17 protein-coding genes are annotated in these 25,994 nt (G+C 54.5%); 10 read left to right on the top strand and 7 right to left on the bottom strand.

The window, feature by feature from the left end:
• The first annotated feature begins 36 nt into the window (after positions 1–36).
• A complete protein-coding gene (locus Mal52_RS13785; protein WP_145376784.1) occupies positions 37–2,757 on the top strand; it encodes a hypothetical protein in 2,721 nt (906 codons plus the stop codon).
• A 105-nt stretch (positions 2,758–2,862) separates the two neighbouring features.
• On the top strand, positions 2,863–4,980 hold the full coding sequence (locus Mal52_RS13780) for a thioredoxin-like domain-containing protein (protein WP_145376783.1): 2,118 nt from the start codon (positions 2,863–2,865) through the stop codon (positions 4,978–4,980).
• Between the two features lie 63 nt (positions 4,981–5,043).
• Here the strand turns inward: Mal52_RS13780 and glgX are convergent, their stop codons facing one another.
• From glgX to Mal52_RS13765, 3 genes are all read right to left on the bottom strand, one after another.
• Positions 5,044–7,200: a glycogen debranching protein GlgX gene (gene glgX / locus Mal52_RS13775; protein ID WP_145376782.1), complete on the bottom strand. Its 2,157-nt coding sequence runs from the start codon at positions 7,198–7,200 to the stop codon at positions 5,044–5,046.
• Positions 7,201–7,284: 84 nt separating this feature from the next.
• Positions 7,285–8,154, bottom strand: coding sequence for a bifunctional methylenetetrahydrofolate dehydrogenase/methenyltetrahydrofolate cyclohydrolase FolD (folD, locus tag Mal52_RS13770; RefSeq protein WP_145376781.1), 870 nt, complete (start codon positions 8,152–8,154; stop codon positions 7,285–7,287).
• Between the two features lie 211 nt (positions 8,155–8,365).
• The gene (locus tag Mal52_RS13765; RefSeq protein WP_197533934.1) at positions 8,366–8,818 is read right to left on the bottom strand and encodes a phosphatidylglycerophosphatase A family protein; all 453 of its coding nucleotides are present in this window, start codon (positions 8,816–8,818) and stop codon (positions 8,366–8,368) included.
• A 365-nt stretch (positions 8,819–9,183) separates the two neighbouring features.
• On the opposite strand from Mal52_RS13765, the gene Mal52_RS13760 reads away from it, so the two are divergent.
• The 3 genes from Mal52_RS13760 (at position 9,184) to Mal52_RS13750 (ending at position 12,723) form a co-directional block, all read left to right on the top strand.
• Entirely contained in the window at positions 9,184–10,914 is a 1,731-nt protein-coding gene (locus Mal52_RS13760) for an NADPH-dependent assimilatory sulfite reductase hemoprotein subunit (protein ID WP_145376779.1), read from the top strand.
• A 131-nt stretch (positions 10,915–11,045) separates the two neighbouring features.
• A complete protein-coding gene (locus Mal52_RS13755) occupies positions 11,046–11,645 on the top strand; it encodes a hypothetical protein (protein WP_145376778.1) in 600 nt (199 codons plus the stop codon).
• Between the two features lie 256 nt (positions 11,646–11,901).
• Positions 11,902–12,723, top strand: coding sequence for a glycosyltransferase family 2 protein (locus Mal52_RS13750; protein WP_145376777.1), 822 nt, complete (start codon positions 11,902–11,904; stop codon positions 12,721–12,723).
• 146 nt (positions 12,724–12,869) lie between these two features.
• On the opposite strand, the gene Mal52_RS13745 is transcribed toward Mal52_RS13750, so the two are convergent.
• Positions 12,870–13,529: a DUF2459 domain-containing protein gene (locus Mal52_RS13745; protein ID WP_145376776.1), complete on the bottom strand. Its 660-nt coding sequence runs from the start codon at positions 13,527–13,529 to the stop codon at positions 12,870–12,872.
• Between the two features lie 333 nt (positions 13,530–13,862).
• Between Mal52_RS13745 and ftsH the strand changes: the two genes are divergently transcribed.
• Positions 13,863–15,866, top strand: coding sequence for an ATP-dependent zinc metalloprotease FtsH (gene ftsH, locus Mal52_RS13740; protein WP_231962657.1), 2,004 nt, complete (start codon positions 13,863–13,865; stop codon positions 15,864–15,866).
• 45 nt (positions 15,867–15,911) lie between these two features.
• On the opposite strand, the gene Mal52_RS13735 is transcribed toward ftsH, so the two are convergent.
• Positions 15,912–16,334 (bottom strand): hypothetical protein, encoded by a 423-nt coding sequence (locus Mal52_RS13735; protein WP_145376775.1) that lies wholly within the window; start codon positions 16,332–16,334, stop codon positions 15,912–15,914.
• 277 nt (positions 16,335–16,611) lie between these two features.
• Between Mal52_RS13735 and Mal52_RS13730 the strand changes: the two genes are divergently transcribed.
• Entirely contained in the window at positions 16,612–19,596 is a 2,985-nt protein-coding gene (locus tag Mal52_RS13730) for a PVC-type heme-binding CxxCH protein (protein ID WP_197534899.1), read from the top strand.
• A 69-nt stretch (positions 19,597–19,665) separates the two neighbouring features.
• On the opposite strand, the gene Mal52_RS13725 is transcribed toward Mal52_RS13730, so the two are convergent.
• Entirely contained in the window at positions 19,666–20,844 is a 1,179-nt protein-coding gene (locus Mal52_RS13725) for a leucine-rich repeat domain-containing protein (RefSeq protein ID WP_197534898.1), read from the bottom strand.
• A gap of 835 nt (positions 20,845–21,679) precedes the next feature.
• On the opposite strand from Mal52_RS13725, the gene Mal52_RS13720 reads away from it, so the two are divergent.
• Together Mal52_RS13720 and Mal52_RS13715 are read left to right on the top strand one after the other, a co-directional pair.
• Complete coding sequence (locus Mal52_RS13720; RefSeq protein WP_145376772.1) at positions 21,680–22,735, top strand: DUF1559 domain-containing protein; 1,056 nt, start codon at positions 21,680–21,682, stop codon at positions 22,733–22,735.
• Between the two features lie 439 nt (positions 22,736–23,174).
• Positions 23,175–23,567: a hypothetical protein gene (locus Mal52_RS13715; protein ID WP_145376771.1), complete on the top strand. Its 393-nt coding sequence runs from the start codon at positions 23,175–23,177 to the stop codon at positions 23,565–23,567.
• A 19-nt stretch (positions 23,568–23,586) separates the two neighbouring features.
• On the opposite strand, the gene Mal52_RS29780 is transcribed toward Mal52_RS13715, so the two are convergent.
• Positions 23,587–24,813, bottom strand: a complete 1,227-nt coding sequence (locus Mal52_RS29780; protein WP_197534897.1) for a hypothetical protein — start codon at positions 24,811–24,813, stop codon at positions 23,587–23,589.
• A gap of 255 nt (positions 24,814–25,068) precedes the next feature.
• Here Mal52_RS29780 and aroE point away from each other — a divergent pair, with 255 nt between their 5' ends.
• Positions 25,069–25,923 carry a shikimate dehydrogenase gene (gene aroE, locus Mal52_RS13705; protein WP_145376770.1) on the top strand — a complete coding sequence of 285 codons (855 nt, stop codon included), beginning with the start codon at positions 25,069–25,071 and terminating at the stop codon, positions 25,921–25,923.
• Positions 25,924–25,994 lie beyond the last annotated feature (71 nt).

Genomic DNA, 25,994 nt, shown 5'->3' with positions numbered 1-25,994 from the left:
TTGCCCCACTCCGCTGGAAAGTGCCGGAACCGCCCGATGATGGGAAGTTTGACAACGTTGTTGTGCCTGACGTTGGCGGCTGCAACGCCGGCCGATCACGCTCTCGATCCGTTTGAAGCGGCCGAGACGGTTCGCATGTTCACGTTTGATCAAGAAAAAGATCGCACGTTGGACAAACTTCCGCAACCGACCGATTGGAGTCGACGACGCGGCCCGCTGTTTCCCGAATACGTCGAGGCCTTCATCGATCCCATCGATGCCCCCAGCGATTATGACGGCCAGCGGTCGCTACAATTCACACTCAACGGCGGACAGGCGACGTATTATTCCCCGGCGATTCGGATTGCCACGGATCATTCCTATGGTCTGGAGGCGAAGATTCGCACAGCTGGCTTAGTCCATGACGCCGCGTTCATTTCGCTCTCCTTTTTGAATTATAAACGTCAACGAATCGAACGCCATCTCAGCCAAGCGGTGATGGGGACACACGCTGAATTTCAAACCGTACGTGTCGGCCCCTTCAATCCGAAACCGGAATTCAAATTTGTGGTGATCGGCTGTCATTTGATGGCGGGCGCCAAAATGGATATTCACGGCGACGCTTGGTTTGATGACATTCGCTTGGTGAGCCTCCCGTTGGTCACCATCTCAACGCATAACAACCAACACTATTTCCTCGAAGGAGAACGGATTCAAATCGAAGCGAGTGTTTCAGGACGTGATGCCGGTCGCAAACACCAACTCGTTTTGGAGTTAGAAACAGCCGAAGCAGAAACATCGGGGGGTGATTCGGAGATCAAATGGATCAAACGGGAGCGGCGCGCGGATGATAAGGACCTGAACAATTCGGGCGAGCATACCTACAAGTGGGACCTGTCGGAATTGACGCACAACGATGAAACATTGTTAAAAAAAGGCTTTTACCGCGTCCGCGCCACATTCAAGCGGGATGATGTTTCCATCCTGCAAAAACTGACAACCTTCGCCGTGATGGAACGCGCCCGCCCTGGTAGCCACGGTAACTTCGGCTGGTCACTGACCGAAGGTGCCGGCGAAATGGATGTGCCCGAACTGGCCGAAGTCGCGGCACAAGGCGGGGTCAATTGGGTCAAGTATCCTTTGTGGACCGACAAAGGCGTCGCCGGTATGAATGACTCGGCTGATGTCACACAACTCGTCGAACGTTTAACGCGCAAGGACATCAAACTGGTCGGTCTGTTGAATCATCCGCCAAAATCGTTGATGGATAAATTCGCTGAAGATTTCACCGGCTCAGCCATCGGCAAAATCTTCAACATGCCCAACGACTTCTGGTATCCCTCACTGGAACCGGTGATTGCCAGTTATTCGTTCCGCGTGCGGCATTGGCAGTTGGGGGATGAATCGGATAAAAGTTTCGTCGGCATGAAGCGGCTGCCGCAAGTTGTGGACTCGATCAAACAAGAATTCGACCGCGTCGGCCGCAATGTGCAAATCGGCGTCCACTGGGACTGGACACAGCCATTGCCGCAAGGCGAAACTCTGCCGAACAGTTTCTTATCGCTGAACACAGACCCGACTCCTAACGATGCTCAATTGCAACAGCATCTGGAACGCACCGCTGCCACCGGGATTCCGCGCTGGGTCCTCATCAAACCGTTGTCGACCGACCACCAACTCAACGAACGCGCAGCCGATCTGGTCCGTCGCATGATGGTCGCGCAATTGGGTGGCGCGGATGCGGTCTTCGCCTACAATCCGTTTGATCCAGAATTCGGGCTATTGTATCCCGATGGTTCACCAACGGAACTGTTTCTTCCCTGGCGGACCACAGCGCTCGCCTTGCAGGAGTCGACGTTTCTCGGCAAATTTCAAATGCCCAACAACAGCCCCAACGTCGTCTTTGCCAAACCGGGTGAAGTGTTGATGGTGATTTGGAACGACCAACCGACAACGGAGAAAATCTACCTGGGCGAAAATGTAGAGATTACCGACCTGTTCGGCCGCACGCGTCCCGCGGAAGTCATTGAACTGCGACAAACCATCGACCGCAAATCGACTCAGGCTCGGCGGCAACAAGTACTCCAAGTCGGTCCTGTCCCGATCATCGTACGCAAGTGTTCTGAACCGGTCGCCCGCTTTCGTTTGGCAATGCAATTTCAACGCAAACGAGTCCCCAGTGAATTTGGCGAACACCAGGAGATGATCACCGGGACGAATACCTTTGGTCAGGGCATCACCGTCAGTTCGGACTTGAAATACAGTGACAAATGGAACGTCGAGCAACTGCGCACCCCACTGACGCTGTCGCCCAATGAAGCATTCCAACTGCCCGTTTCCTTATCTTTCCCCCGTGGTGCGGGCATTGGGGATCTCTCCGCCACTGTCGATTTTAACATCTCCGCCGACCGCGAATACCATTTCACCGTGCACCGCCCTTACACTTTGGGGCTCGGCAAAGTCAAATTGGATGTCAATTACCATGTCGAGCGAAAACATGGTCACGCGATTCTTGTCGTCGAGCAAATCATCACCAACATCACCGAACCGTTGGAAATCCTGAATTTCAACTGCAACCTGCTGATCCCCGGACGGCGGCGGCAAAAGCGGTCCGTCGTCAAACTGGGCCGCGGCGAAGACCGCAAGTTTTACCGGATTCTGAACGCTGATTCATTGATCGGCGAAGAAATCAGCTTGCGCGCCGTTCAAGTCGACGGCAAACGCTTCCTCAATAAAAGCTGGACCGTGGAAGACCGCCCGCCGGTGGAAACGCCGTAGCGTCGGTATTCTCGGTTGTCAGGCATCCCTGTACTGCGGTATCCTCACGCTGTTCGCTCACTGTGAATCCAGCCGGCAGCCACCGCTTTAGAGGGACCTTCTGCAATGCAGCTCAACCGACTTCAATGGAAACATCAGTTCGTCAATCCAAACGGCATCATCAGCGTTTGCTTGTGTGCCGCGGTTCTTTTTGGCGGGCAAATCGCCGTTGCTGACGACGCCGACAAACCCAAAACGGATGAAGCAAAACCGACAGCCGACAAACCGGCTGCCGATGCTGACCAACCCGTCGAAGAGAAAAATCCATTCACCCGCCATTTCCGCGTCAAAGATTTCGATGGCGGCAACGGTTGGTTGAACACATCCGGACCGATCACACCGCAAGATCTGCGGGGCAAAATCGTGATTCTCGATTTTTGGACCTACTGCTGCATCAACTGCATTCACATTTTGCCGGAACTGAAAGCGCTGGAAAAGAAATACCCCGATCAATTGGTCGTCATTGGTATCCATTCAGCCAAGTTCGACAATGAGAAGGGGACCGAGAATATTCGTCAAGCGATCATGCGTTATGAAATTGAACACCCGGTCATCAATGATTCGGACATGACGTTGTGGCGCAAGTTCTTCACGCGGTCTTGGCCCACCATCGGCATCATCGATCCCGAGGGCTATTTTGTGGGCAACAACTCAGGCGAATTTCAACACCAAACGATCGACAAACACGTCATCCAGCCGTTGCTCGCATACCACCGTAAAAAAGGGACGCTGGACGAGACCCCCATCGACTTTCAGCTGGAACGCGAAAGTGCTCAACCGACACCGCTACGTTATCCCGGCAAACTGCTGGCTGACGAAACTGCTGATCGGTTGTATATCTCCGACAGCAACAACAATCGTATCGTCATCACTACGCTCGACGGCAAACTGGTGGACATCATCGGCAATGGCAACATGGGCACCGATGATGGCGGATACGACACAGCCACGTTCGATCATCCACAAGGCATGGCTCTGCGGGGCGATGTGCTTTACATCGCCGACACCGAAAATCACCTCATCCGCAAAGTCGACCTCAAAACCAAGCAAGTCGCGACGTTGGCCGGCACGGGCGAACAAAACCGGTCTCGAAGAGTGGGCAAGGAGTTGCTGACGACCGCATTAAACAGCCCCTGGGCGTTGTCAGCCATCGGCGACCAACTTTACATCGCCATGGCCGGTCCGCACCAGATGTGGGTGCTCGACGAAACCGCCGGCACGGTGCGGCCCTATGCAGGTTCCGGTCGTGAGGATGTCATTGACGGACCGATGTTCGAATCGGCGATGGCGCAACCCTCTGGCGTGGCGACGGATGGTGAATTTCTGTACGTCGTGGACAGCGAAGCATCGGCGGTCCGCAAAATCGACTTAGACCCCGAGGGAACGGTCACCACGCTCGTCGGCAAAAACGGCGGCGGGCTATTCCGGTTCGGTGATGTCGATGGTGTTGGCGCCGAAGTCAAACTGCAACATCCGTTGGGGATCACCTACGACAACGGCAAACTGTATGTCGCCGACAGTTACAACCACAAAATCAAAGTCGTGGACATCGACACGGGTCAGTGCATGACTTTCCTGGGAACCGGCACAGCTGGCAACAAAGCTCAGCCGCCGCAGTTCTCCGAACCGGCAGGTCTGGCTGTAGCGGGATCGCGGTTGTACATCGCTGATACCAACAATCATCAAATTCGTGTTGCCGATCTGGATTCCAAGCAAGTCACAACGTTGGACATCGCCGGTTTAATGCCCCCCTCGCCACCCAAAGCAGTCGCCAAACAGCGTCCGCTAAAGAATGTCATCAAACTGCCCCCCACTGAAATCGCTGCCGGCAAGACGTTGCCCTTTGCGGTTCAGTTGGACATTCCCGACGGCTTTAAAATCAACAAACTCGCGCCCGTTACTTACCGTGTGACCGCTCAGGGAGCGCAGTCACTGATTGCTGACAAACATCTGGGCATTCGCGGCGAAGCCAAATTCGCTGACGGAGCAGCACAATTCGCGTTGCCGCTTGAGCAGGAAACCGGCGCAACGACATTGTTGATCTCGGTGACCTATCAATTTTGCCGCGACGGTGCTGGCGGACTCTGCAAAATCCGTACGGCCAACTGGTCGCTCCCGATCACTGTCAATCCGACGGCAACAGAACGGACAGTGAAACTCACCGTCCCCGCTCCGAAAAAATAAAAACCCGCACCGCGACATCGCCGCGGGCGGGTGTTGTTCGACTCTGTGAATGCGCGTTGCCCGCTAATTGGATGAGGGCAACGGCTGGGTTTCGATATCTTTGGCGATCAACAAAACAGTGGACCGCGGAAACACATTGTAGCTGCATTGATCCGAGAGCGGAATTTCACAATCCACATCGGCGATTGAGTCCTTGCCACACGAAGTGTCAATAAATCGGTACCATTTGCGACCACTGGGCAATGCCGGGAGCTCAAATGCTGCCGGTACCCAATGTGCGTGGGCGATGAGATAAATATCGGTCGAGTTTTCGGTGCCTTGATTTTCGAACATCCGCATCGCCAAGCTCCGCGACTCCCAGGACCAATCGGGCTGGTTCAAATGCTTTCCGTGCCAAGCAATCGTGATGCCATCGTCGCCGAATGTCCTCCGCTGAAAAATTGTATTGCGGCGACGAAACTGAATCAGTCGTTGGAAGAACTCTAACAAGTCCTTGTTCTTTTTCGCCAACGACCAATCCACCCACGATGTGGTGTTGTCTTGGCAATAAGCATTGTTATTTCCGTTCTGCGTGCGACCGAATTCATCGCCCGCCAGCAGCATGGGTACCCCGTGCGACAACATCAGCAGGGTCGCCATGTTTTTGACCTGCTGCCTGCGGAGTTTATTGATCTCCGCCGATTTCGTCGGTCCTTCTTCGCCGCAATTCCAACTGTGGTTGTCGTTGTCGCCATCGGCGCCGCGTTCGCCGTTGGATTCATTGTGCTTCGTGTTGTAGGAAACCAAGTCCGACATCGTGAAGCCATCGTGGCTGGTGACGAAATTGATACTGTGATACGGCGCACGACCGCTGCCTTGATACAAATCGGCCGAACCGGACAAACGGGTGGCCAATGAGGCCACCGCACCGGGATCGCTTTTTACAAACGAGCGGATGTCATCGCGGAATTTCCCGTTCCATTCCGCCCAGCGGCCCCAGGCGGGAAACGTCCCGACCTGATAGAGCCCGCCGGCGTCCCAAGCCTCGGCAATGATTTTCGTATTTGCCAACACGGGATCAGCGGCGATGCGTTCCAACAACGGCGGGTTGGGCAAGACCGAACCATCCTGTCCCCGCCCTAAAATCGAGGCCAAGTCGAAGCGGAACCCGTCGACGTGCATTTCCGTCACCCAGTACCGTAGGCTGTCCAAAATCATGTCTCGGACGACCGGGTGATTGCAGTTCATCGTGTTGCCGCAACCAGAATAGTTGTAGTGCCGTCCCGTCTTGGGATCGATCATGTAATAGACCGAGTTGTCGATGCCGCGAAACGACAACGTTCGTCCCCGCTCGTCTCCCTCAGACGTGTGATTGAACACGATATCCAGGATGACCTCGATGCCCGAATCGTGCATCGCCTTGACCATCGTTTTAAATTCATTCACTTCAGCGCCGACGCCGTTGTCCGATGCATACGCGGCTTTGGCGGCGAAGAAGGCAATCGAGTTGTAGCCCCAATAGTCGAACAATCGTTCGCCCGTCAGCGGATTGCGGCGCCAATTTCCCGATTCATCAAACTCGTTGATGGGGAGCAGTTCGATGGCGGTGATCCCCAAATCCTTTAAATACGGGATTTTGTCGATCAGTCCCCGAAACGTGCCGGGATGTTTCACGCCCGAATTCTCATTCGCCGTCATGCCCCGCACGTGCATTTCGTAGATAATCGTTTCCCACAACGGTCGATTGAGCGGTTGGTCGAATTCCCAATCGAATTCACCGTCGACCACGACCGAATGCTGGCCGTGAACTTCGCCCCCTTCGGCAAGCGGATCGTGATGATGGTCGATGTCGTGCCGTGACCCCCAACGGGAACTTCCCGACACCGAACGGGCATAGGGATCGAGCAACACCTGATCGTAGTCGAATTTGTGGATGTGGTCGTGTGGTCCCTGCATGCGGTAACCGTATTGGATCCCCACATCGACGCCGCTCACAAAGGCGTGCCACACTTGACCGGTGCGGTTGTAGTGCGGATCGAGCGGAAACTCCGCGATCGGCTCCATTTCGCCCGGCACGAACAACACCAACGTCACACCGGTGGCGTGTTTTGAGAAAACGGCAAAGTTGATGCCGTGCCGCTGCAATGTCGGCCCCAACGGCATGGGCGATCCACGAGAGATGGAGAAATTACTATCAATGACCTGAAACAATTTTTCACGAATATTTTGGTCGACAGCCATAATTTTTTCGTCCGTCCCTGTTCTTGTAATAAACCGCATCCCAAAAGTACGGGACGCCCCTTCATCAGGAAGAGCGCCGGATCATCAACTCGTTTTTCTCAATAAGGTTGCAGCCGTCAAAGTATTGCGCAGCAACATTGTTATCGTCATCGGTCCGACTCCGCCCGGAACAGGACTAATCGCCCCGGCGACTTCGCGGACTTGATCAAAATCGACATCTCCGACCAATTTGCCGTCCAGCCGATTGATCCCCACGTCTATGACCGCCGCACCGGGCTTGACCATGTCGGCCTTCACAAATAGCGGCAAACCGATCGCAGCAATCAAAATATCCGCCTGACGTGTGATGTCGTTCAGGTCGCGTGTCCGACTGTGGCAGACGGTCACGGTGGCGTTGGCGGCTTCGCCTTTTTGCATCAGCATGTTGACCAACGGTTTGCCGACAATTTCGCTCCGTCCGATTACGACCGCATGCGCGCCAGCGGTCTGAACGCCTTGATGAATCAACATCTGTTGGACGCCGCACGGCGTGCAGGGCAAAAAGCGTGGACGGCCTTGCACGATCAATCCGACATTTTCGGGGTGAAACGCATCGACGTCCTTCAGGGCAGAAACTGCGTCGAGGACCGCTTTTTCATGAATTTGAGCAGGTAAAGGCAACTGCACCAAAATTCCGTGTACGCTGTCGTCTGCATTGAGTTGATGAATCAACTCCAACAATTCGGCCTGTGTCGTTTCCGATGCAAGCCGATGCAACGTGCTGCCGATTCCGACGTTGGCGCAGGCGCGTTCCTTGTTGCGAACATAGACGGCGCTCGCCGGATCGTCTCCCACCAGTACCGCTGCCAAATGAGGCGTGACTCCGGTTTCGTTGACGAAGGTGGAAACGTCGCTGGCGATCTCCACCCGCAATTTTTCAGCCAACGCCTTGCCGTCAATGATGTGAGCTGGCACGTCTAAATCGTCCTTGTCGCTGGGTTTCCGAATCTTCTCAGTCAGGCCTCACCGAATCACCATTTCATAGCGTTTCGCACACCGGTTGGCCATATGGAACTTCGAAAAAAATCTCGCCAGCCGATTTACTGTCATGGCGAACATTGCCGGCCTGCGTGTGTCTTTCCTGTGTGACGGCGCATAAAATTCGCTGGGCCTGTTGCTTATATCGTCAAACCAGCGTCTCGAGGCCCCAGATTTTCGCTGTGCCCCATAGGGCAACGGCTGCATAAATCCCGGCCATGCTGTCGTCCGCCATAATCCCCAGTCCGCCGTGCATTTTCTCCAACCGAGATGCTGGAGGTGGTTTTAAGATATCAAAGACTCGAAACCACAAAAAACCAAAGATGGCAGTCGGCCAAGTCAGAGGAGTCACCAGAAACACGATCGGCATGGCAGCGATTTCGTCAAAAACCACGCCCCCAGGGTCGTCGGTCCCCATTAATTTCGCCGAACGCCCGCAGATCGGGATCCCGATTATAAAGAGTCCAATGATCACCAAGCACTGAATTGGTAACGGAAACTGCTGGATTCCCCACACCAAAGGCAGCCCCCACAATGTGCCGAATGTCCCCGGCGCGACAGGAATCCAACCGATTCCCAGTCCGGTTCCGAGTAGAAGCACTGCATTATCCCAAAACCGCTTCAAAATCGATCCTTCGTGCTCTTTAGAGGCAAAACTGCGTGTTCCCGGCAGATTTGTGGCTGAAGAAAAGCCAACCCCGTTTGCAGCTCGCCCTAGAAGACACCGGACACAGCTGCATTCCCCGCCCCCGCAATTTGGTTGTCCCCTACTCAAAAACGGGCAGAAGAATTATACTTGCCGTTGACGGCAGGTGAAATGCCTAGTAAACCGCAATCCAAGCGCGTCCCGCCAGTGACACGGCGATTTTTTGATCTATATATCACGCGACCCACTGCCATGACTTTTCGGTTTGGCAGCCGAATGGCCGCAATAGCCACTGCAGTCTGAGGAGTCTGAAAGAACGTATGGCCACCGATACAAAAACGGACAAAGCGTCGAAGCCCAGTAAGATTGAAGTACTCAAAGAAGCCAGTCAACAACTGCGTGGGACAATTGCTGAGGAATTGGCGGCGAGTGAAGATCATTTCACCGGCGATGCATTGCAACTTCTGAAGTTTCACGGTTCCTATCAACAAGACAATCGCGACGAACGCGGGCAAAAAAACGAAGATGGTTCGCGCAAGGGCAAGTCATACAGCTGCATGGTCCGCACGCGGATTCCCGGTGGAAAAGTCACGGCTGCTCAATTTCTGGCCGAATTGGACCTCTGTGAGAAATACGGCAACGGCACGGTGCGGGTGACCACACGGCAAGGATTTCAACTGCACGGCGTGCTGAAGGACAATATCAAAGAGACGATCCGCGCCATTAACGACTCTCAACTCACGACGTTTTGCGCCTGTGGCGATGTGGAACGCAACGTGATGTGCTGCCCTGCGCCGCACAAACACAGCCCGGTGCACGATCAGATGCAGGCGCTCTGCGATGCCATCGCCGAACACCTGAAACCGAAAACAACCAGCTATTACGATATTTGGCTCACCGACGAAGCGGGTGAAAAGACCAACGCGACCGCCCAGTTCCAGCCGGTTGAAGAGCCGATTTATGGCAAAACATATCTACCGCGCAAATTCAAAACCTGCGTGACCTTGCCGGAAGATAACTGCGTCGACATTCACTCCAACGATCTTGGTTTCTTGGCAATCGTCGAAGGCGATGAAATCGTCGGATACAATGTCCTAGTGGGGGGTGGCATGGGTGCGACTCCCTCGGCCAAGAAAACATTCCCCTATCTCGCCAAACCCATGGCCTTCGTCACGCCTGAACAGGCCGTCGACGTGGCTGAGGCCGTTGTGAAAGTGCAACGCGACTTTGGAAACCGCTCTGACCGCAAAATCGCTCGGCTCAAATACCTGATCGCCGACTGGGGTGTGGAGAAGTTCAAAACCAAAGTCGAAGAATATTACGGCCAAGCACTGCCTGATCCGCGCCCTGTTGTGGTCACCGATGTCGATGACCATCTCGGTTGGCACGAACAAGGGGACGGCAAATGGTTCGTCGGAATCAACGTCCCCAGCGGACGTATTCAAGACTTGGAAGAAGCGCGGTACAAAACCGGCTTGCGGACAATTCTGGAAAAATACGGGATGGAAACACGGCTGACGGCGTTGCAAAGTGTTCTCCTTTGCGACATCGAACCCAAGGATCGCGACGACATCACAGCCATTCTGGTTGCTCACGGTATAACCGCCGCAGAGGAGATGACGCCGTTCCGTCGGCTCGCAATCGCCTGTCCCGCCTGGCCGACCTGCGGATTGGCGATTACCGAATCCGAACGCGCCTTGCCGAGTCTGATCGAGGAATTCGAAGCAGAGCTGGCACGGCAGGACCTGACGGACGAGCGGATTTCTCTGCACATGACCGGCTGCCCCAACGGCTGTGCTCGTCCCTACACGCCTGATATTGGACTCGTCGGCAAAGCGGCGGGCGAGAAATATACGCTGTACCTCGGAGGCAACGCCGAAGGAACGCGGTTGGCTTTTATTTACGAAGATATGGTCCCCTCAACGGAGATCGTGCCCAAACTCTCGCCACTGTTCGCCTTGTTCAAAGAACAACGCAATGCGGGGGAATCGTTTGGTGATTTTTGTGATCGTCTGGGACAAGAAGAATTGGCGGCGGTTGCAGCGACTTAAACCTCGCCGGCCGAATGACAATTTCTTTGATTTTTCGGTCAAGAACGCCCATGGTCTAGCGAATAGCCAGAAACCAATCTCAATCGAGTTTGGTGGGAATGGCTAATATTCGATAGACCGGGAGATCGACGATGTTGGATCAGTTACTCATGCTGAATGAACCCCAACTCGCGTTTTTGGCCGGCACATTGGGCATGATCCTGGCCACGGTCAGTTTGATCGCTTGCGCGGCGGCCATTCAATACCGCAAATATCGCACGCGCGAATTGGAGCTGGCCTTCAAAGTCGATCTGCTCAACCGAGGTCTCTCGGCTACGGATATCGACCTACTTTGGTCAGGCCAGCACCGAGGTTACCTCGCAAAATGCCTGCAAAGTCAGCAGTCTTGCTGGCAATACGCCGTAGAATGCGTCCGCGGTTTGGCGACGAAACTTCGTCGAAACATCGCAGCCATGGTGCGCAAGATTGACGATTACCGAGCCGGACGCAGGGAGCGGGAACTGGCCTTTCAGCGTGAAATGCTCGATCGCGGCCTGTCGGTCGATGAGATTCGCGCTCTGCGTGCCGCCCAGCGGCCAGAATTGGTCCGCTGGATTTCCGACTTTTGTCTCGGGTTGGCCACCGCTACGATCGAAGCCTGCCGTTGGATCGCGCATCAGGTGGCCACATTGGCTCAGAAACTGATCGAGTCCGGCAACAGCAGCTTGAATCGGCATTGGTACCAACGGTAAAGCTCTCGCTCCGCGGCACAATAGCACCGCAATCGCACCACGACGGGAAATCCGATGTTTTCCCCGCGTTCTCCATACGCCATTTTCCTAGAATGGGGATTTGTGCGTTTCCCGCTGTGTGCTATATAGTTACACGTCCTCTCATGCCGATATCACGGCATTTATGATGGAAGTATTTCGGTGGAGATATCGGCCTAAGCTCTCGATGCCGACAGCGGTAACTATAGTGGATCATCGAATTGACGGAATCTAGGCAATGAACGAATCGAGCGAGTCCCCCTATTCTCAACCTTGGTACGACACACTCCTCAAGCAATTTGGCGAGGGTGTTTGCCGACAGTTGGGGGTCTATGCGATTCCCGAAGATTTCCTGCTCTCGGTTGTGATTCCGATCTACAACGAGCGGAATACACTGATGACCCTCGTCGATTGCGTCCGCGCGGTTCCGATTCGCAAAGAATTGATTCTGGTCGATGACGGCAGCACCGATGGGACGATCGAACTGCTCAAGTCCTTGGAATCACAAGCCAACGACGACGATTCCAATCGATTGCAGATCAAGTATCACGAAGTCAATCGCGGCAAGGGAGCAGCGCTGCGAACAGGGTTTGAGTCGGCGACCGGCGACGTCATCGTCGTTCAAGACGCAGATCTGGAATACGATCCTTCCGAGTTTCCCCGCTTGTTGCAACCGATCCTGACCGGCAAAGCCGACGTGGTCTATGGTTCACGGTTTTTGGGCGACTACGCGCACCGGGTGCTGTATTATTGGCACTACATGGGCAACCAAGTGCTGACCACCTTGTCGAACTGTTTCACCAACTTGAACCTCACCGACATGGAAACCTGCTACAAGCTGTTTCGCCGGGAAGTGCTGCAGGAGATTTTGCCCACGTTGAAACAGGATCGCTTTGGATTCGAACCGGAGATTACCGCCAAGATCGCGCGGCGCGATTTGAGAATCTACGAGCTCTCCATCAGCTACAATGGTCGCCCCTATGCCGAAGGCAAAAAGATCGGCTGGCGCGACGGCGTCAAAGCGCTGTGGTGCATCGTACGCTACGCCTGGAAAGACTAAAGCCGCTCGCCTCACGCGAGACCGGACGACCTTTCGCACAATCACATTCGTGCCGGGCTTTACGGGGCCGCCGTCTAACCTGTGTCTCTGCAATTACGGATGCGCTGCTGATGCTCGGCAGCAATGATGCGGAACATTGCCGCATGCTATTTCGCATCGCGGATCACGTGTCCGAAATCGCGTGTTTGTGAAATCACATTCCCCGCACTGACGGCGATACTCGGAACGATCGGGCAACCGGCCCTGCGCAGGCCACGCGCCGTCCAGACATTGCACGTTTTCGGAAAATAATACGAACCGTTCGCCCTGTAAAATTGGCTATTTCCGTAAATCCCACGTCCTAACGATTCCGCTTGCCCCCAATCGTCTCGGGCGTGCGCGTCGGAAATGTGTTGGCAGAGTTCGTCAAACCCTGCTTCAGTTAATTCCACCTGGATAATCGAGCTGGTGGGAAAGTATTCCTCCAACGGCTGATCGAATCCGACAACATGCATCACGCTCGGCGTCGGCAGTAACGCCGCCTTTAAGCAGAGCGGGGCAGTGATTTTCTCAGCCCGATAGAATCCCTCGTCTCCCCAACCGATTTCAAGATATCGCGCATGGGGAAAGTCGGAAATTTCGGGCCAGACGTCCGGGGGAACATCTTCGCGCAACACGACCAACCCGGTGTGCCAGCCGTGACTCACCACATAAACGTTGCGTGATGGCGATTGCCCACGAACGGGAAATAATTCTTCAATCGGGGTCGCACACCCCCCGCAGAATAAAAGGAAGCAGACACCATAGCTGAACAAAGAGAGACGCATCTTACGATTCCATTTCAAAAACCTGGCCACTCTTCCCCCTGCTCATGGTGGCAATCTATACCCCATTGCATGATTTTGAAAACGGCGCTTACCCGGCTTGGCACTACAAATGCCGTAGATTTCACAAAAAACAGCGTGTGACTTTTGAGAATCGGCAAAAAACGCCGATCAAGGAGCAACGGTCATTGCGACTGATGACTCTCCTAATTTTCATACGTGTCCAATGGTGGCCTAAATTGCCAGTTCGCGTCTTGTTTAGTACCCTGCACACTGTATGAGCCGGTAACGGCACTCCATTTTGATAGTTTGCACGCAAAAGGCAGGGAGCCTCGATTGAATACCCCCACGGACTCGCCCCCCCCTCAGAACCCAAATCCCGGTCCCTCGCAACCGGGGAACGGTCCCCCCAGCGCCAAGCGGCCGATCCGCCCCGCTCCCATCTCGCGGGGAATGTTGATGTTCATCCTCGTCAGCGTGGTGTTGCTCCTCTATTGGCTGCAGTATCGTGACGAATCACTAGCGAACGTGCGGTATGACTTTTTCCGTGAACAGCTCGCCGCGAATAATATCGAGTCGGTGCTGATCGAAGAGGAGATGATTTACGGCACCTGGAAAAAACCTCCCGAGCGGAAACTGGAAGACAGCGCGACGACCCCACCGCCCAAAGCCGATGCGGACTCAGAGAAATCTAAACCAGCGCTATTCCCCAAGAAATTCAATGTCGTTCGACCGCCGGCCGAGGACAAGGATTTACTCGCGGACCTGGATGCGAAAAATGTCGAAGTCACCGGTGCCAAAACACCGTGGGGCATACAATTTCTGTTGATGGTTCTCTTTCCCATACTGTTGATGTTGGGAATTTTGTGGTTCATTATGCGCCGCACCTCTGACCCGATGGGGCAGGGCGGGATGCTGGGCGGGTTTATTAAAAGCCCCGCCAAGCGCTTCATGCCGGCTGAGCAACAAACCACCTTCGACGATGTCGCCGCGATGGAAAATGCCAAGTCCGAGCTGCAGGAAGTGGTTGAGTATTTGAAAAACCCCACCAAGTTTCAAAAACTCGGAGCGGAAATCCCCAAAGGGATTTTGCTGATGGGAGCACCGGGAACCGGAAAAACCTTGTTGGCCCGCGCCACCGCTGGTGAAGCAGGTGTGCCGTTTTTCTCGATCAACGGTTCGGAATTCATCCAGATGTTTGTCGGCGTGGGTGCTAGTCGCGTACGCGATATGTTTCGCACCGCCAAGGAGAGCGCGCCCTGTTTGATCTTTATTGATGAAATCGATGCTGTGGGCCGCGCGCGGGGAACCGGCGTGGGCGGGGGACATGATGAACGGGAGCAGACGCTCAATCAAATTCTGGGTGAGATGGACGGATTCACGCCGAGTGAAGCGGTGATTGTCTTAGCGGCCACCAACCGCCCCGATGTGCTGGATCCGGCGTTGTTGCGTCCGGGACGTTTTGATCGACACATCACAATCGACCGTCCCAGCAAAGCGGGCCGATTAGGTGTGCTCAAAGTGCATACCCGCAAAGTCCCCATGGCGGACAATGTCGATTTAGATTCGATCGCCGGGGGGACGATTGGGTTTTCCGGAGCGGACCTCAAAAACCTCGTCAACGAAGCCGCTCTGCATGCCACCCGTGAAGGCAAAGACCGCGTTGAAAACGAGGACTTTGAATATGCCCACGACAAAGTGTTGCTCGGCCCGCGCCGTGAAGAAGTCTTTAACGAACACGAACGGGAAATGACCGCCTACCACGAAGCGGGTCACGCGCTGCTAGCGTGGTTGCTCCCCGACGTCGACGAATTGCACAAAGTCACCATCATCCCCCGTGGACGCTCGCTGGGCGTCACCCAATTGGTTCCGGATGAAGAACGCTACAATGTCGGCGAGAAACGGCTGCATGCGCAATTGGCCTTTATGTTGGGAGGCCGTGCTGCTGAAAAACTGGTGTTCGATGAATACAGTGCCGGCGCTGAAGACGACCTCAAAAAAGCAACCGATTTGGCACGACGGATGGTCGGCTATTGGGGGATGAGCGAAGCGATTGGTCCCATTTCGCTCAGGCACGCGGAGCATCAACCCTTTTTGGGCAAGGAGATCGCTGAGCACCAACGAGAATACAGTGACGAGACCGCTCGCATTCTCGACCAGGAAGTACAAAAAATCCTGTTTGGTGCTGCCAAACGCGCAACACAAATGCTCACCGAGAACCGTGAAGATCTGGACAAACTGTCGCAGGGACTCTTGGAAAAAGAGGCGCTCGCTGCTGATGATATTAGTGAAATCATCGGCGCGGCTGTTTCCCGCACCCGGGGGGGATCGGAGAAATAGTACAATCCCACTGAATCGTTGCGGTTCCCAACGTGGAGGATCTCGTTAGTCCCATTTGCGGATGCAGATGACACCTAGCACCAATGCGCTCATGCTGACCCCTTTAATCAGGCGGTCACGCGTCCAGTCATAATTGGAAGACGGAATGCCATGCTGTTCCAAGACCCGATCCATCGCGACTGGGCGAGTATGTCGGCGTTTCCATTTGGCTTCTCCAAAACCACCGATCCAATATCCCAGCAAGCAGACCGCAACGACCAGGGCGATTCCCAAACTGGAACGCAGCCAATAGCAGATCCCCGCCTGCGCTAACAAGAAAAAGATCACAAACGGGACACCAAACACGGGAATCAGACTCGGAAACATCGGCCCCGACCCGTTCCTACCTATCGTCGTCCCCACGACGAGAAACACCGAGAGTACACACAGCGCCCAGCCAACAATTGATGCGAGTTGTTCTTTTTGCATTCGCTGAATTCTCTTCAAAGACGCAGTGGCATCGAATAAAGGGACAACCGCTGACGAATCTTACTATTTCTGATCGATGTGATTCTAGTTAATCCGTTGTCTAGCTGAATTTGGGGCAATAATTTTGAATGCATTCGGTAGAATCTCGGATTTCGTCCATATCATTGCCAAATGACTTTTACAGGAAACATAATTTCGATGGTTGCAGTCATGTCATCAAGTTTGAGAGAATCGAAGTCCTGATGTTTTTCCACTCCAGCAATGATTGATGCCAGCTATGTTGCTTTTTACTCGCTGTTTTTTGACATGTGTCGTCGCTGCTTACACTGCGAATTTGTTTGCCGAGGAAGATCCAGGGAAAACGCCAGCTACTCCAGATCTTCAAGCAGAACTCCCCCGCATTGCCGCAAAAAGTCCGCAGGAAGCGCTCACCACCTTCCAATTGCAACCTGGTTTTCGCATCGAATTGGTGGCTGCTGAACCGCTGGTCCGTGATCCGGTTTCGATCTCCTTTGACGAAAACGGTCGTGCGTTTGTGACCGAACTTCCGCGCTACAACCGTTATGATTTCCAAGGGAATGGCACGGTCAAAATTCTGGAAGACACCAACGGCGACGGGACATTCGACACGGCCAAAGTTTTTCTGGATGATGTAAAATACCCGACGGCGGTTTTTGCCTATGACGGCGGAGCTTTTGTCGCTGATCCGCCGCTGGTCTTGTATTGCAAAGACACCGACGGCGATGGACGCGCCGACGTGCGACAAACAGTGATGACCGGTTTCAACTTAGATCATGCTGGCGAGGCGGGGCTCAATTCGTTTCGTTGGGGCATGGACAATCGCATCCACCTCTCGCTGTCGTTGGCCGGCGGACAGGTCGTCTCGACAGCTGTGGAAAACGCTGAACCGGTCGAGGTCCGTGGGCGAGGGATGGTTTTTGATCCGCGCAGCAAGACATTTGAGCTCACTACAGGCGATGGCCAACACGGCATGACCTTGGACGACTGGGGCCGCAAATTCGTCTGCTCCAACAGCAATCCGATGCAGACGTTGATGTACGATGGCCGCTACATTGCTCGTAACCCGTACCTCGCGCCTCCGCCACCGGCGGTCACGATCGCGCCCGATGGAAAGTACACGAAATTATTCCGCACCAGCAGTATCGAACCGTGGCGCAACGTGCGTACACGACTTCGCTCCCAAGGAGTTGTCAAAGGGAGCGACGAAGGAGGGAAGGCGGGCGGATTTTTCACTGCTGCCACCGGGATCACCGCTTATCGTGGCGATGCCTGGCCAGAGGACTACCGCGGCAATCTGTTGGTGGGGGAAGTCTCGAACAATCTGATCTACCGCGCAACTGTTGAACCCAACGGGGTCGGCGTGGTGGGACGCCGCGCGGACGCCGATGCGGAGTTTTTGTCCTCCACCGACAACTGGTTTCGCCCGGTCCAACTGGCGAATGCTCCCGATGGATCGTTGTACGTGTTGGACATGTACCGCGAGCTGATCGAAGGGGCGGCGTTTATTCCGCCCATGATTTTGAAACATCTCGATGTGAACAGCGGCGCGGACCGCGGCCGGATTTACCGCATTGTCCCAGATCATTTCAAGCAGCCGCCGTTACCCAAACTGGGACAAGCCACCACAGCCGAGTTAGTCTCACTATTGGAAAGCCCAAACGGCTGGAGTCGTGACACGGCCTCACGACTGATCTATGAACGGCAAGATCTGTCGGCCAAACCGCTGCTCAGAAAATTGGCTACGGAATCAGAATCGGCATTGGCACGAGCGTACGCACTGCATTCGCTCAACGGATTAAAAGGATTGACCGCTGAGGATGTCTTGCAGGGCCTTGCCGATCAAGATCCACACGTGAGAATCGAAAGCCTGCGACTCGCGGAACAATTCGCCGCTGATTCACCGCAAATCTGTGAAGCGTTGTACCAAACGACCAGCGACACCGACCGGCAGGTCCGGTACCAGGCCGCATTTTCCATGGGGGCCTGCAACGGACCGCGACGGGATGCCGTCTTGGCTGCTTTGATCCTCAAGGATGGTGAAGATGCCTGGTTTCGACTTGCGGTGCAGGCCTCACTGGGACAGGGCGCAGCCGGCGTCGCTGCAGAATTACTGCGCAATCAGCCGTTTCGTGAAAGCCGTCACGGTGTCGCATTTCTAGGCAAATTAGCAGAACAAGTCGGCACGCAAAATCGTGACAGCGACGTCGCCACATTTCTTACCAGCGTGCAGTCCCTCCCGGCTGAAGAGACACAGTTAGCACAATCACTGATCGGCGGCTTGCTTGGCAAAGCCAATGCCAAGACCAAACAACAACTCACCGGCACGGGCAATGCCAAGATCGCCGGCTTGTTAGAACAATTGATCCAACAAGCCCAAAAAACCGCAGCCGACGAACAGGCCGCCCCGGCTCAGCGCAGCGAAGCGATTCGTACGCTCGGACTAAGCAATTTCGCTGACGTCGCCGAGTTATTCAGCGAGTTACTGCAACTTCGCCAACCTCCGGCAATTCAATCGGCCGCACTAGAAACGTTGGTCCGCTTTGACGATACAACTGTCGCGGAGTTAATTCTCGAAGCTTGGCCGCAACTGAGTCCTTCCGTTCGTGCACGGGCCATCGAAACACTCAGTGCGCGACCAGCGTGGATTACCGCATTGTTTGATGCCGTGGACGACGATCTAGTGCGTCCCGCGGATGTCGGAGCAGCACGGATCCAATTGTTGAAAACACACAAGAACATGGCCATTCGCCAACGGGCAGAGCAGTTGTTCGCCGCACAGGCGCTCGGCAAACGGGATGATGTCGTCAAAGCCTATCAATCGGCCTTATCTCTGCCGGGAGACATTGAAAGCGGACGGCAGCTGTTCCGTAAAAATTGCACCTCGTGCCACCAGTTAGAAAAGGTGGGCACTGCTCTGGGCGCGGACTTAAAAGCGATCAAGGATCGAGGCAGCGCGGCGATCCTGCTGAATATCCTTGATCCTAATCGCGAAGTGAAACCGCAATTTGTCGGCTATGTGTTGATCACCAACGATGGGCGATCGATCACAGGCTTGATCACCAACGAAACGGCCAACAGCGTCACACTCAAACGCGCCGACGGAACGGGCGACACGGTGTTGCGAGTCGACATCGACGAACTAAGCAGCACCGGGATTTCATTCATGCCCGAAGGGTTGGAGAAACAACTCAACCCGCAACAGATGGCCGATTTGCTGGCGTATTTGAATGCGGTGGAGTAGGGGACCTTGCGGCGATTGCAATCACCAAATCGCCCCAGGAGTCTTCTTAACTAATCGAAGAGTTGATGATCAACCACCGCCACCGGAAGAGACAATCAGGACGGAAAAGGATTCGATCTCCGCTCCCAATGCATCGACATCTCCTCGTGAGACTTGAGTCTTGTTGGCAATGACCAATTTTAACTTGGGCATACCCTTCAACTCTCTCAACGTATCGGCCGTAGTCGGAGTTGAATTGATTGACAAAATCCTCAGCTGCGGCATGCCTTTGAGTCCCGCGACGGATCCTTCGTTAATCTTGGTGTTGTCGAGTGACAGGGTTTCCAGACCGGAGAGTGCGGCAATTGAGGCGATCCCCGCCTCTTCAACCGGGCAATGACTCAGGCTGAGGGTCTTCAGCGTTTTCAGCTCGCCAGCATCTGTAAACATGGTGCCATCGCAGTTGGTATGGGCCAGACTCAGATCTTCGAGCGGAACACCTTGCAGCTCCTTGAGGAAACTCCCCGTCAGTGGGATTTCGTCGAGAGACAGTGAAGTGAGTGATTTGCAATTCTTGAGCACCGTCAACCCCTCGTCAGTCAGATTGCATCCATCCAACTTCAGAGTCTTGAGAATGGGGATTTCCGAAAGCGTTTTGAGCGAAGCGTCTGTTAGGTTGGTTCCGGATGCATCCAGCACAGTCAAAGTTTTCAATCCCGCCAACTTGGCGATACCGTCGTCGGAAACAGCGGTGTCGGCAATCGCCAATTCCTGCAATTCCTCAAGCGATTGCAAATGATCGAGCCCAGCATTGGTGATCTCTGTTCCCCCCAAATCGAGCTTTTGAAGCTGGGGTACACTGGAGAGATGTTGAATGCCAGCGTCGGTGATTCTTGTCGTCTGAAGCTTCAGTGTCCGGAGTCCTGGAGTCTGCTGGAGCAATGCCAGATCCTGGTCCTCGACCAAGGATTGATTGAGACCGACTTGGTCCACTTCAATGCCGCCGTAAAACCTGTCCCAGCCCGCCCAATCTTTGCCGACAATTGATTGCAAAAACTCAGGGGCAGCCACAGCCGTCTGAATTGTCCCGCCGAGCGAACTCACTTTGTTGCGGACGTCGACGACCGGCGAAAAACCGGCCAGCCCTTGCAATGCGATCGGGACCAGCAGAACGAGAAGAACGATCGCGAGGAGAATTTTGAAAACCCACTTCTTCCGCCGAGGCGACGGAGCAGTGGTTGATTCGGGAGCAGACTGAGGGGCGTTCATGAAATCACCATACATCGAAAGCAAAAGCAGTAAGAGCAGAGCCGGAAACGTTCCCCACTCTAACGAACGCCAACAGAGCAACACAATCTTGGGGCCAATAGCATCTGTATTCTTAATAGATGAGCGAGGTTGAATTGCATTCAACAGAGTCGCTTGCCCCCGCGTGAAGTGTCCGCGCAAGGGAATGAATCATGCTCGTTTTGTGAGCCATTGTCAATTGTTGAGTTTTAAGCAGGACGACCAATCCTCTCATGAGTTCCACCCGTCGACGACGAAAACATCCTTAATTTTAACCACGAGGGAAAAACTTTTTTGCCAGAGTCTCGCACGAATTTAAAGCAGCATAGGTAAAAAGCATAGCACATTACCCTAGATGGCTTCCCCGAAAGACATAGTCATGGTTCTCAATTGGTATAGGTTTTTTAACCATCAACTGGCAACGAGACAAAGTGCTGGATCGAGCGTTAATCCATTGAAAACAATGCTGCAAACACCCAATGTCAACTCACTCCAGGTGGTCAAACACATGACTGCACAGCCTCAAGAGAGAGTGTTTTGTTGACTTACCCCGAAAGGTATTTAAGTACTATAAGCAAACGGTTTAGACGCGACCTTTTCAACCTATTTTTGTTTGACAATGACCATGGATTACTGCAGGATATAACGGTTCTTGGCCATTATTGCAGTATTCATGGATCGCGTGGCGTCTTGACGTCAGGCTCCTCTGAGTCGCGAGAATACCTGGAGTCGCGGGATTACTCATCGGCCACTAATTCTTTTCAACTCCTCATCTGTTCGTTTTTTGCATTTCCCAACAAATTCGGAAAGAGAAGCTATGAGTAAAGTACGTTCCCGAGGTTTTACTTTAATCGAGCTGTTAGTGGTGATCGCTATCATCGCCATCCTCATCGCCTTGCTATTGCCGGCGGTTCAGCAAGCCAGAGAAGCCGCCCGTCGCACGCAATGCCGCAATAACATGAAACAAATGGGCTTGGCGTTGCACAACTATCATGATGTGTACACTCAGTTCCCACTGGGTATTGGTTACGTCCAAGGGCCGAACAACCCCTTCTTCGGAAACCCGCAGAACTCTCCGACCGATGACCCGAACGTCCAAGTTTGGACGACTGCCCTGTTGCCCTATATGGATCAACAGAACATTTACCAAGGGATCGATTCACGAGTGACCATTCTCGCCACGCTCCCTCCATTGGATCTTACGGTTGCCGGTGCTCCTCCCCCTTACGACTACGCCCCCCAAGCGACCGACCCCCAGGTCGACAACCAATTGGCGTGCTTCCATGCCATTCCTGGTTTCATCTGCCCGAGTACCCCGCGTGCGTCGAATTTGATTCAAGATGCTGACTTTGGAGCGATGTTGAATCCGGCCCTCGCCGGTGCAGGCATTACGATCAGCGGAGGAGCGATGGACTACTCCGCCACCAGTGCGGTCGGGGGAGATATCGACGATGCTGCCGGCGAAGATTTCAACCGTGGCGTCCTCTCGGATGAGCAGTATATTGGGATTCGGCACATCGTCGATGGCACAACGAACACATCGGTGATCATCGAACGGGCTGGCGCCCCAACGGTCTACCGCAAAGGCCAAGTCGTATCCGGAATCGTCACACCCGGTGGCACCTGGAACGATCCATACCTCGGAGCCGCCTACGTGCGGGGTTCCCTCTATGATGGAACGAACGTCGGATCGGGATTATGCACCATCAATTGCACCAATGAACGATTGGGTGGTGGCTATAGCTTCCACAGTGGCGGGACCATGGTTCTGCTCTGTGACGGCTCGGCTCGATTCGTAGGCGAAAGCGTTGACTCTGGAGTCATCGGTCGCCTTGTCTCCTTTGCCGGTGGTGAAATCACTGGAGACTTCTAAGCTGTTGAAGTTCTCGACTTCGTCATTGAAGTTGGAACTCCAACAGAACTAGAGAATTTTCGGAGGCCTATTGCTGGCGCTATGCACGACAGTCAATAGGCCTCCTTTCTTTCGCGTTTGTGCGCTTGTCTGCTAACCCTTTTTTAGCAGAAATCCAGCTGTCAACGCGTCACAGCTTTGTAGACCAAACATGGCGAAGAATCACGATTCGTGAGGAACCCACCAACGCCAGTTGTGGTCAACGGGTTATGAAGCCAGCTCGCAAACACTTCACATCATGACATCTGTCCCTGCTTTCTCGTTGGAAAATGAAATGCTGCAAACGAAGCTCTCTCGCCTACTACTTCTACTTTTGGTCCCAGTCTTGATTGCAGGTTGTTCGAAAGGACCGGATGGCCCGACTCCGCCCAAGACGTCCGTAGTCAGCGGGACGGTCTTAGTGAACGGGAAACCGGCCCCCGTGATTGAATATGGACAGATCGAATTGAAGCTCTACCCCAAAGGGCGAGATCCGAAGCCAGGAGAACGGATTCCCAAATGCCTTGCCGACAAAGATGGAAACTTTGTCTTCAATTCCTATCGAGCTGGAGACGGTGCCGTTCCCGGTGAATACGTACTCACGATGGAAATGCTCAGAGTTGCCTTGGGGGGACTGTTTGGCCCAGATCGATTCGGCAACAACTTCAATTCCCCATCCAGCACAGACCCCAGGTTCCAAGTGACGGTGGTCGATGACGAACCGACAGTCATCCCCACCATTGACATCAAATTGGACGAGTTGAAGCAACAGCCGGCCCATAAGTATGCCAGTCCGGCCGGAAAACGGGAATAATTTGATCGCGTGCTGCGGGTCACTCGATGACCGGCAACACCGGCCCCGAAACTGCCGCTTCATTGGCGGGTAACTGCGCCGGTTCGGGCATGGGAGCCGGTGGTAATGGCGGTTGGCCGGGCGGCAAAGCCGGGGCGGGTTGTTGTTGCGGTGGCGCGATCGGGGGATCCTGGCCGGCAGCTGGATCGCCTGCAGCATCCGCATCTTGGGGCGGCGCCTGCGGGTGCAAGAAAAGTTGCACATACTGCGGAGCCCCGGCGAGTTGGCTTGCCGTCTCAAAGAACTTCAGCGCGCGATCAATGTCGTCGTTGAAGTGCAACAGCACGCCCATTAAAAACAGCCGGTCGGGGTCGCGGATATCCTCGCGGACCCATTGTGCCGTTTTCAACAAGACGGCATCCTTGCCGATTTCATTTTGTGGTCCGAATCGCTCATCAAGACTCACACCGGTCAGTGGCCAATACGGGTCCAGCCGTAAACCGCGTTTGATTTCCCGAACGGCTGAGGCCTCATGCCCCATGGCCACCAAAGCCCATGCCATGCGGAAATAGTTGTCCGTTAAATCGGGGGCGACTTTGGTGGCGCTGCGGTAATGCGAATAAGCTTTGCTGTATTTCTGCTGCAAAAATGCGACATCGCCCAAGCCTTGTTGGTGCAAGCTGCGCTGCTTGGCGGCTCCGTTCGATTTTTTCACTGCCACAACAACCGGGGCTTTGTCCGCGGGCATCAGAGCATCTTTGAGTTGTTGTAGATCCGTAATCTGCTGATCCTGCTTGAGGAGCTCATTATCAAACGGGTCAGCTCCCATAATCAGCGGCTGTCCTTGAATCACGGTCGGATTCCATTGAACAGAATTAAAAATGGGTGCGACCACCGGGTAGCTGATGGCACTATAGCCGTAATACCCGCCATAGGTCCCGCCGTAGAGGCCGTACCCACCGAGATAACCATAGCTGCGAGAATACCCATATCCGCCATAAAATCCTGGGCCGCCATAGTAACCCCGGCCGCCGAAACCGCCTCGGTGGTTGTGGTGACCATGGTGATGGCGCCGCCCCGATGTATTTGACCCGCCGGTCCAGGCACGGCCGTAGCGGCGAGCGTACTGATAGTGCGCCTGGGTCGGTCCGTATAAACCACCCGATGCCCCATAGACTTTGGGGTACGTTTTGCCGGGTTGTGCCTGTGCAGTGCCTGCAGTCAATGCGCACACAGCTAGCGCTGCGCCGGCGATGAAAAACTTCATCCGTATCGCTCCTTGTTCGATCCGCGCTCGCTGGCTCCCCGAATTGGTCACGCAACGGTATTATGCGATACTGATCTGCGCATCGTCAAGATGGGGAGCGCCGGAAGTGAACCGGAACGCCAAATCCAACGCAATTGCTCGCGGCATTTCAGCATGCTCCCGCAACCCGTTTGTGTTGATTGGTAACCCATTAGAATGCGAGCAGACGCCGTGTATGTCGCCATCACCCAAACTAAAACAAGAAAGCCTCAATAAATGTCTGAGCCACTCTCCTTCAAACAGGAAATCACCGCCGTATTCGGCCAACCAGTCGCGGAAAATCCCACGCAGGTCATGATCGAAGCTGCCTTCGCCGATGCGGGGCTGGCTTGGCGGTATTTGACGCTGGAAGTCGCCCCCAGCGATCTCGCTGCAGCCGTCTCCGGAACCAAGGCGATGGGGTTTCGCGGATTCAATCTCACGATTCCGCACAAAGTCGAAGTCATTCAACATCTGGACCGGCTGAGCGAAGCGGCCGAAAAGATGGGGGCAGTCAACTGCGTGATTCGTGACGGTGATGAGTTGATCGGTGAGAACACAGACGGCAAGGGGTTTGTGGAGTCGCTCCGCGAGGTGTCCGACCCCCAAGGGCAAAACGTCGTGATCCTCGGCGCCGGGGGAGCGGCTCGGGCGATAGCCATCGAAATGGCACTGGCTGGGGCTGCGAAATTCACGATCGTTAATCGCTCGACGGAGCGCGGTGAACAATTGACCGAGCTGATCAAAGCCAAAACCGGCGCCGCTGTTGAGTTCGTCCACTGGACCGACGATTACGATATTCCCGCTGGCACCCACGTGGTGATCAACGCAACTTCAATCGGCCTGTTTCCCGACGTCGACGCCCGTATCCCGCTAAACACCGACAGCCTGACTGCCGACATGGTCGTCGCCGACGTGATCCCCAATCCCCCAGCTACTCGATTGGTGCGGGAGGCCACGGCGGCGGGATGTACCGTATTGGATGGTCTGGGCATGCTCGTCAACCAGGGCGTGATTGGCTTTCGACTCTGGACAGGCGTCGCCCCCAATCCAGCGGTGATGCGGGCGGCGCTGGAAGAGGTGTTTGGATAGCATCCGGCAGCTCGACTGAGCCACCCCCATATCGATCTATTTTCTCTTTGATCGATTCCGCCGGCGGCTTT

This window comes from Symmachiella dynata, from assembly GCF_007747995.1.
GTDB classification, from domain to species: Bacteria; Planctomycetota; Planctomycetia; order Planctomycetales; family Planctomycetaceae; genus Symmachiella; species Symmachiella dynata.
The sequence above is the reverse complement of the archived record's forward strand: the minus strand, read 5'-3'. Positions and strand labels throughout refer to the sequence as shown.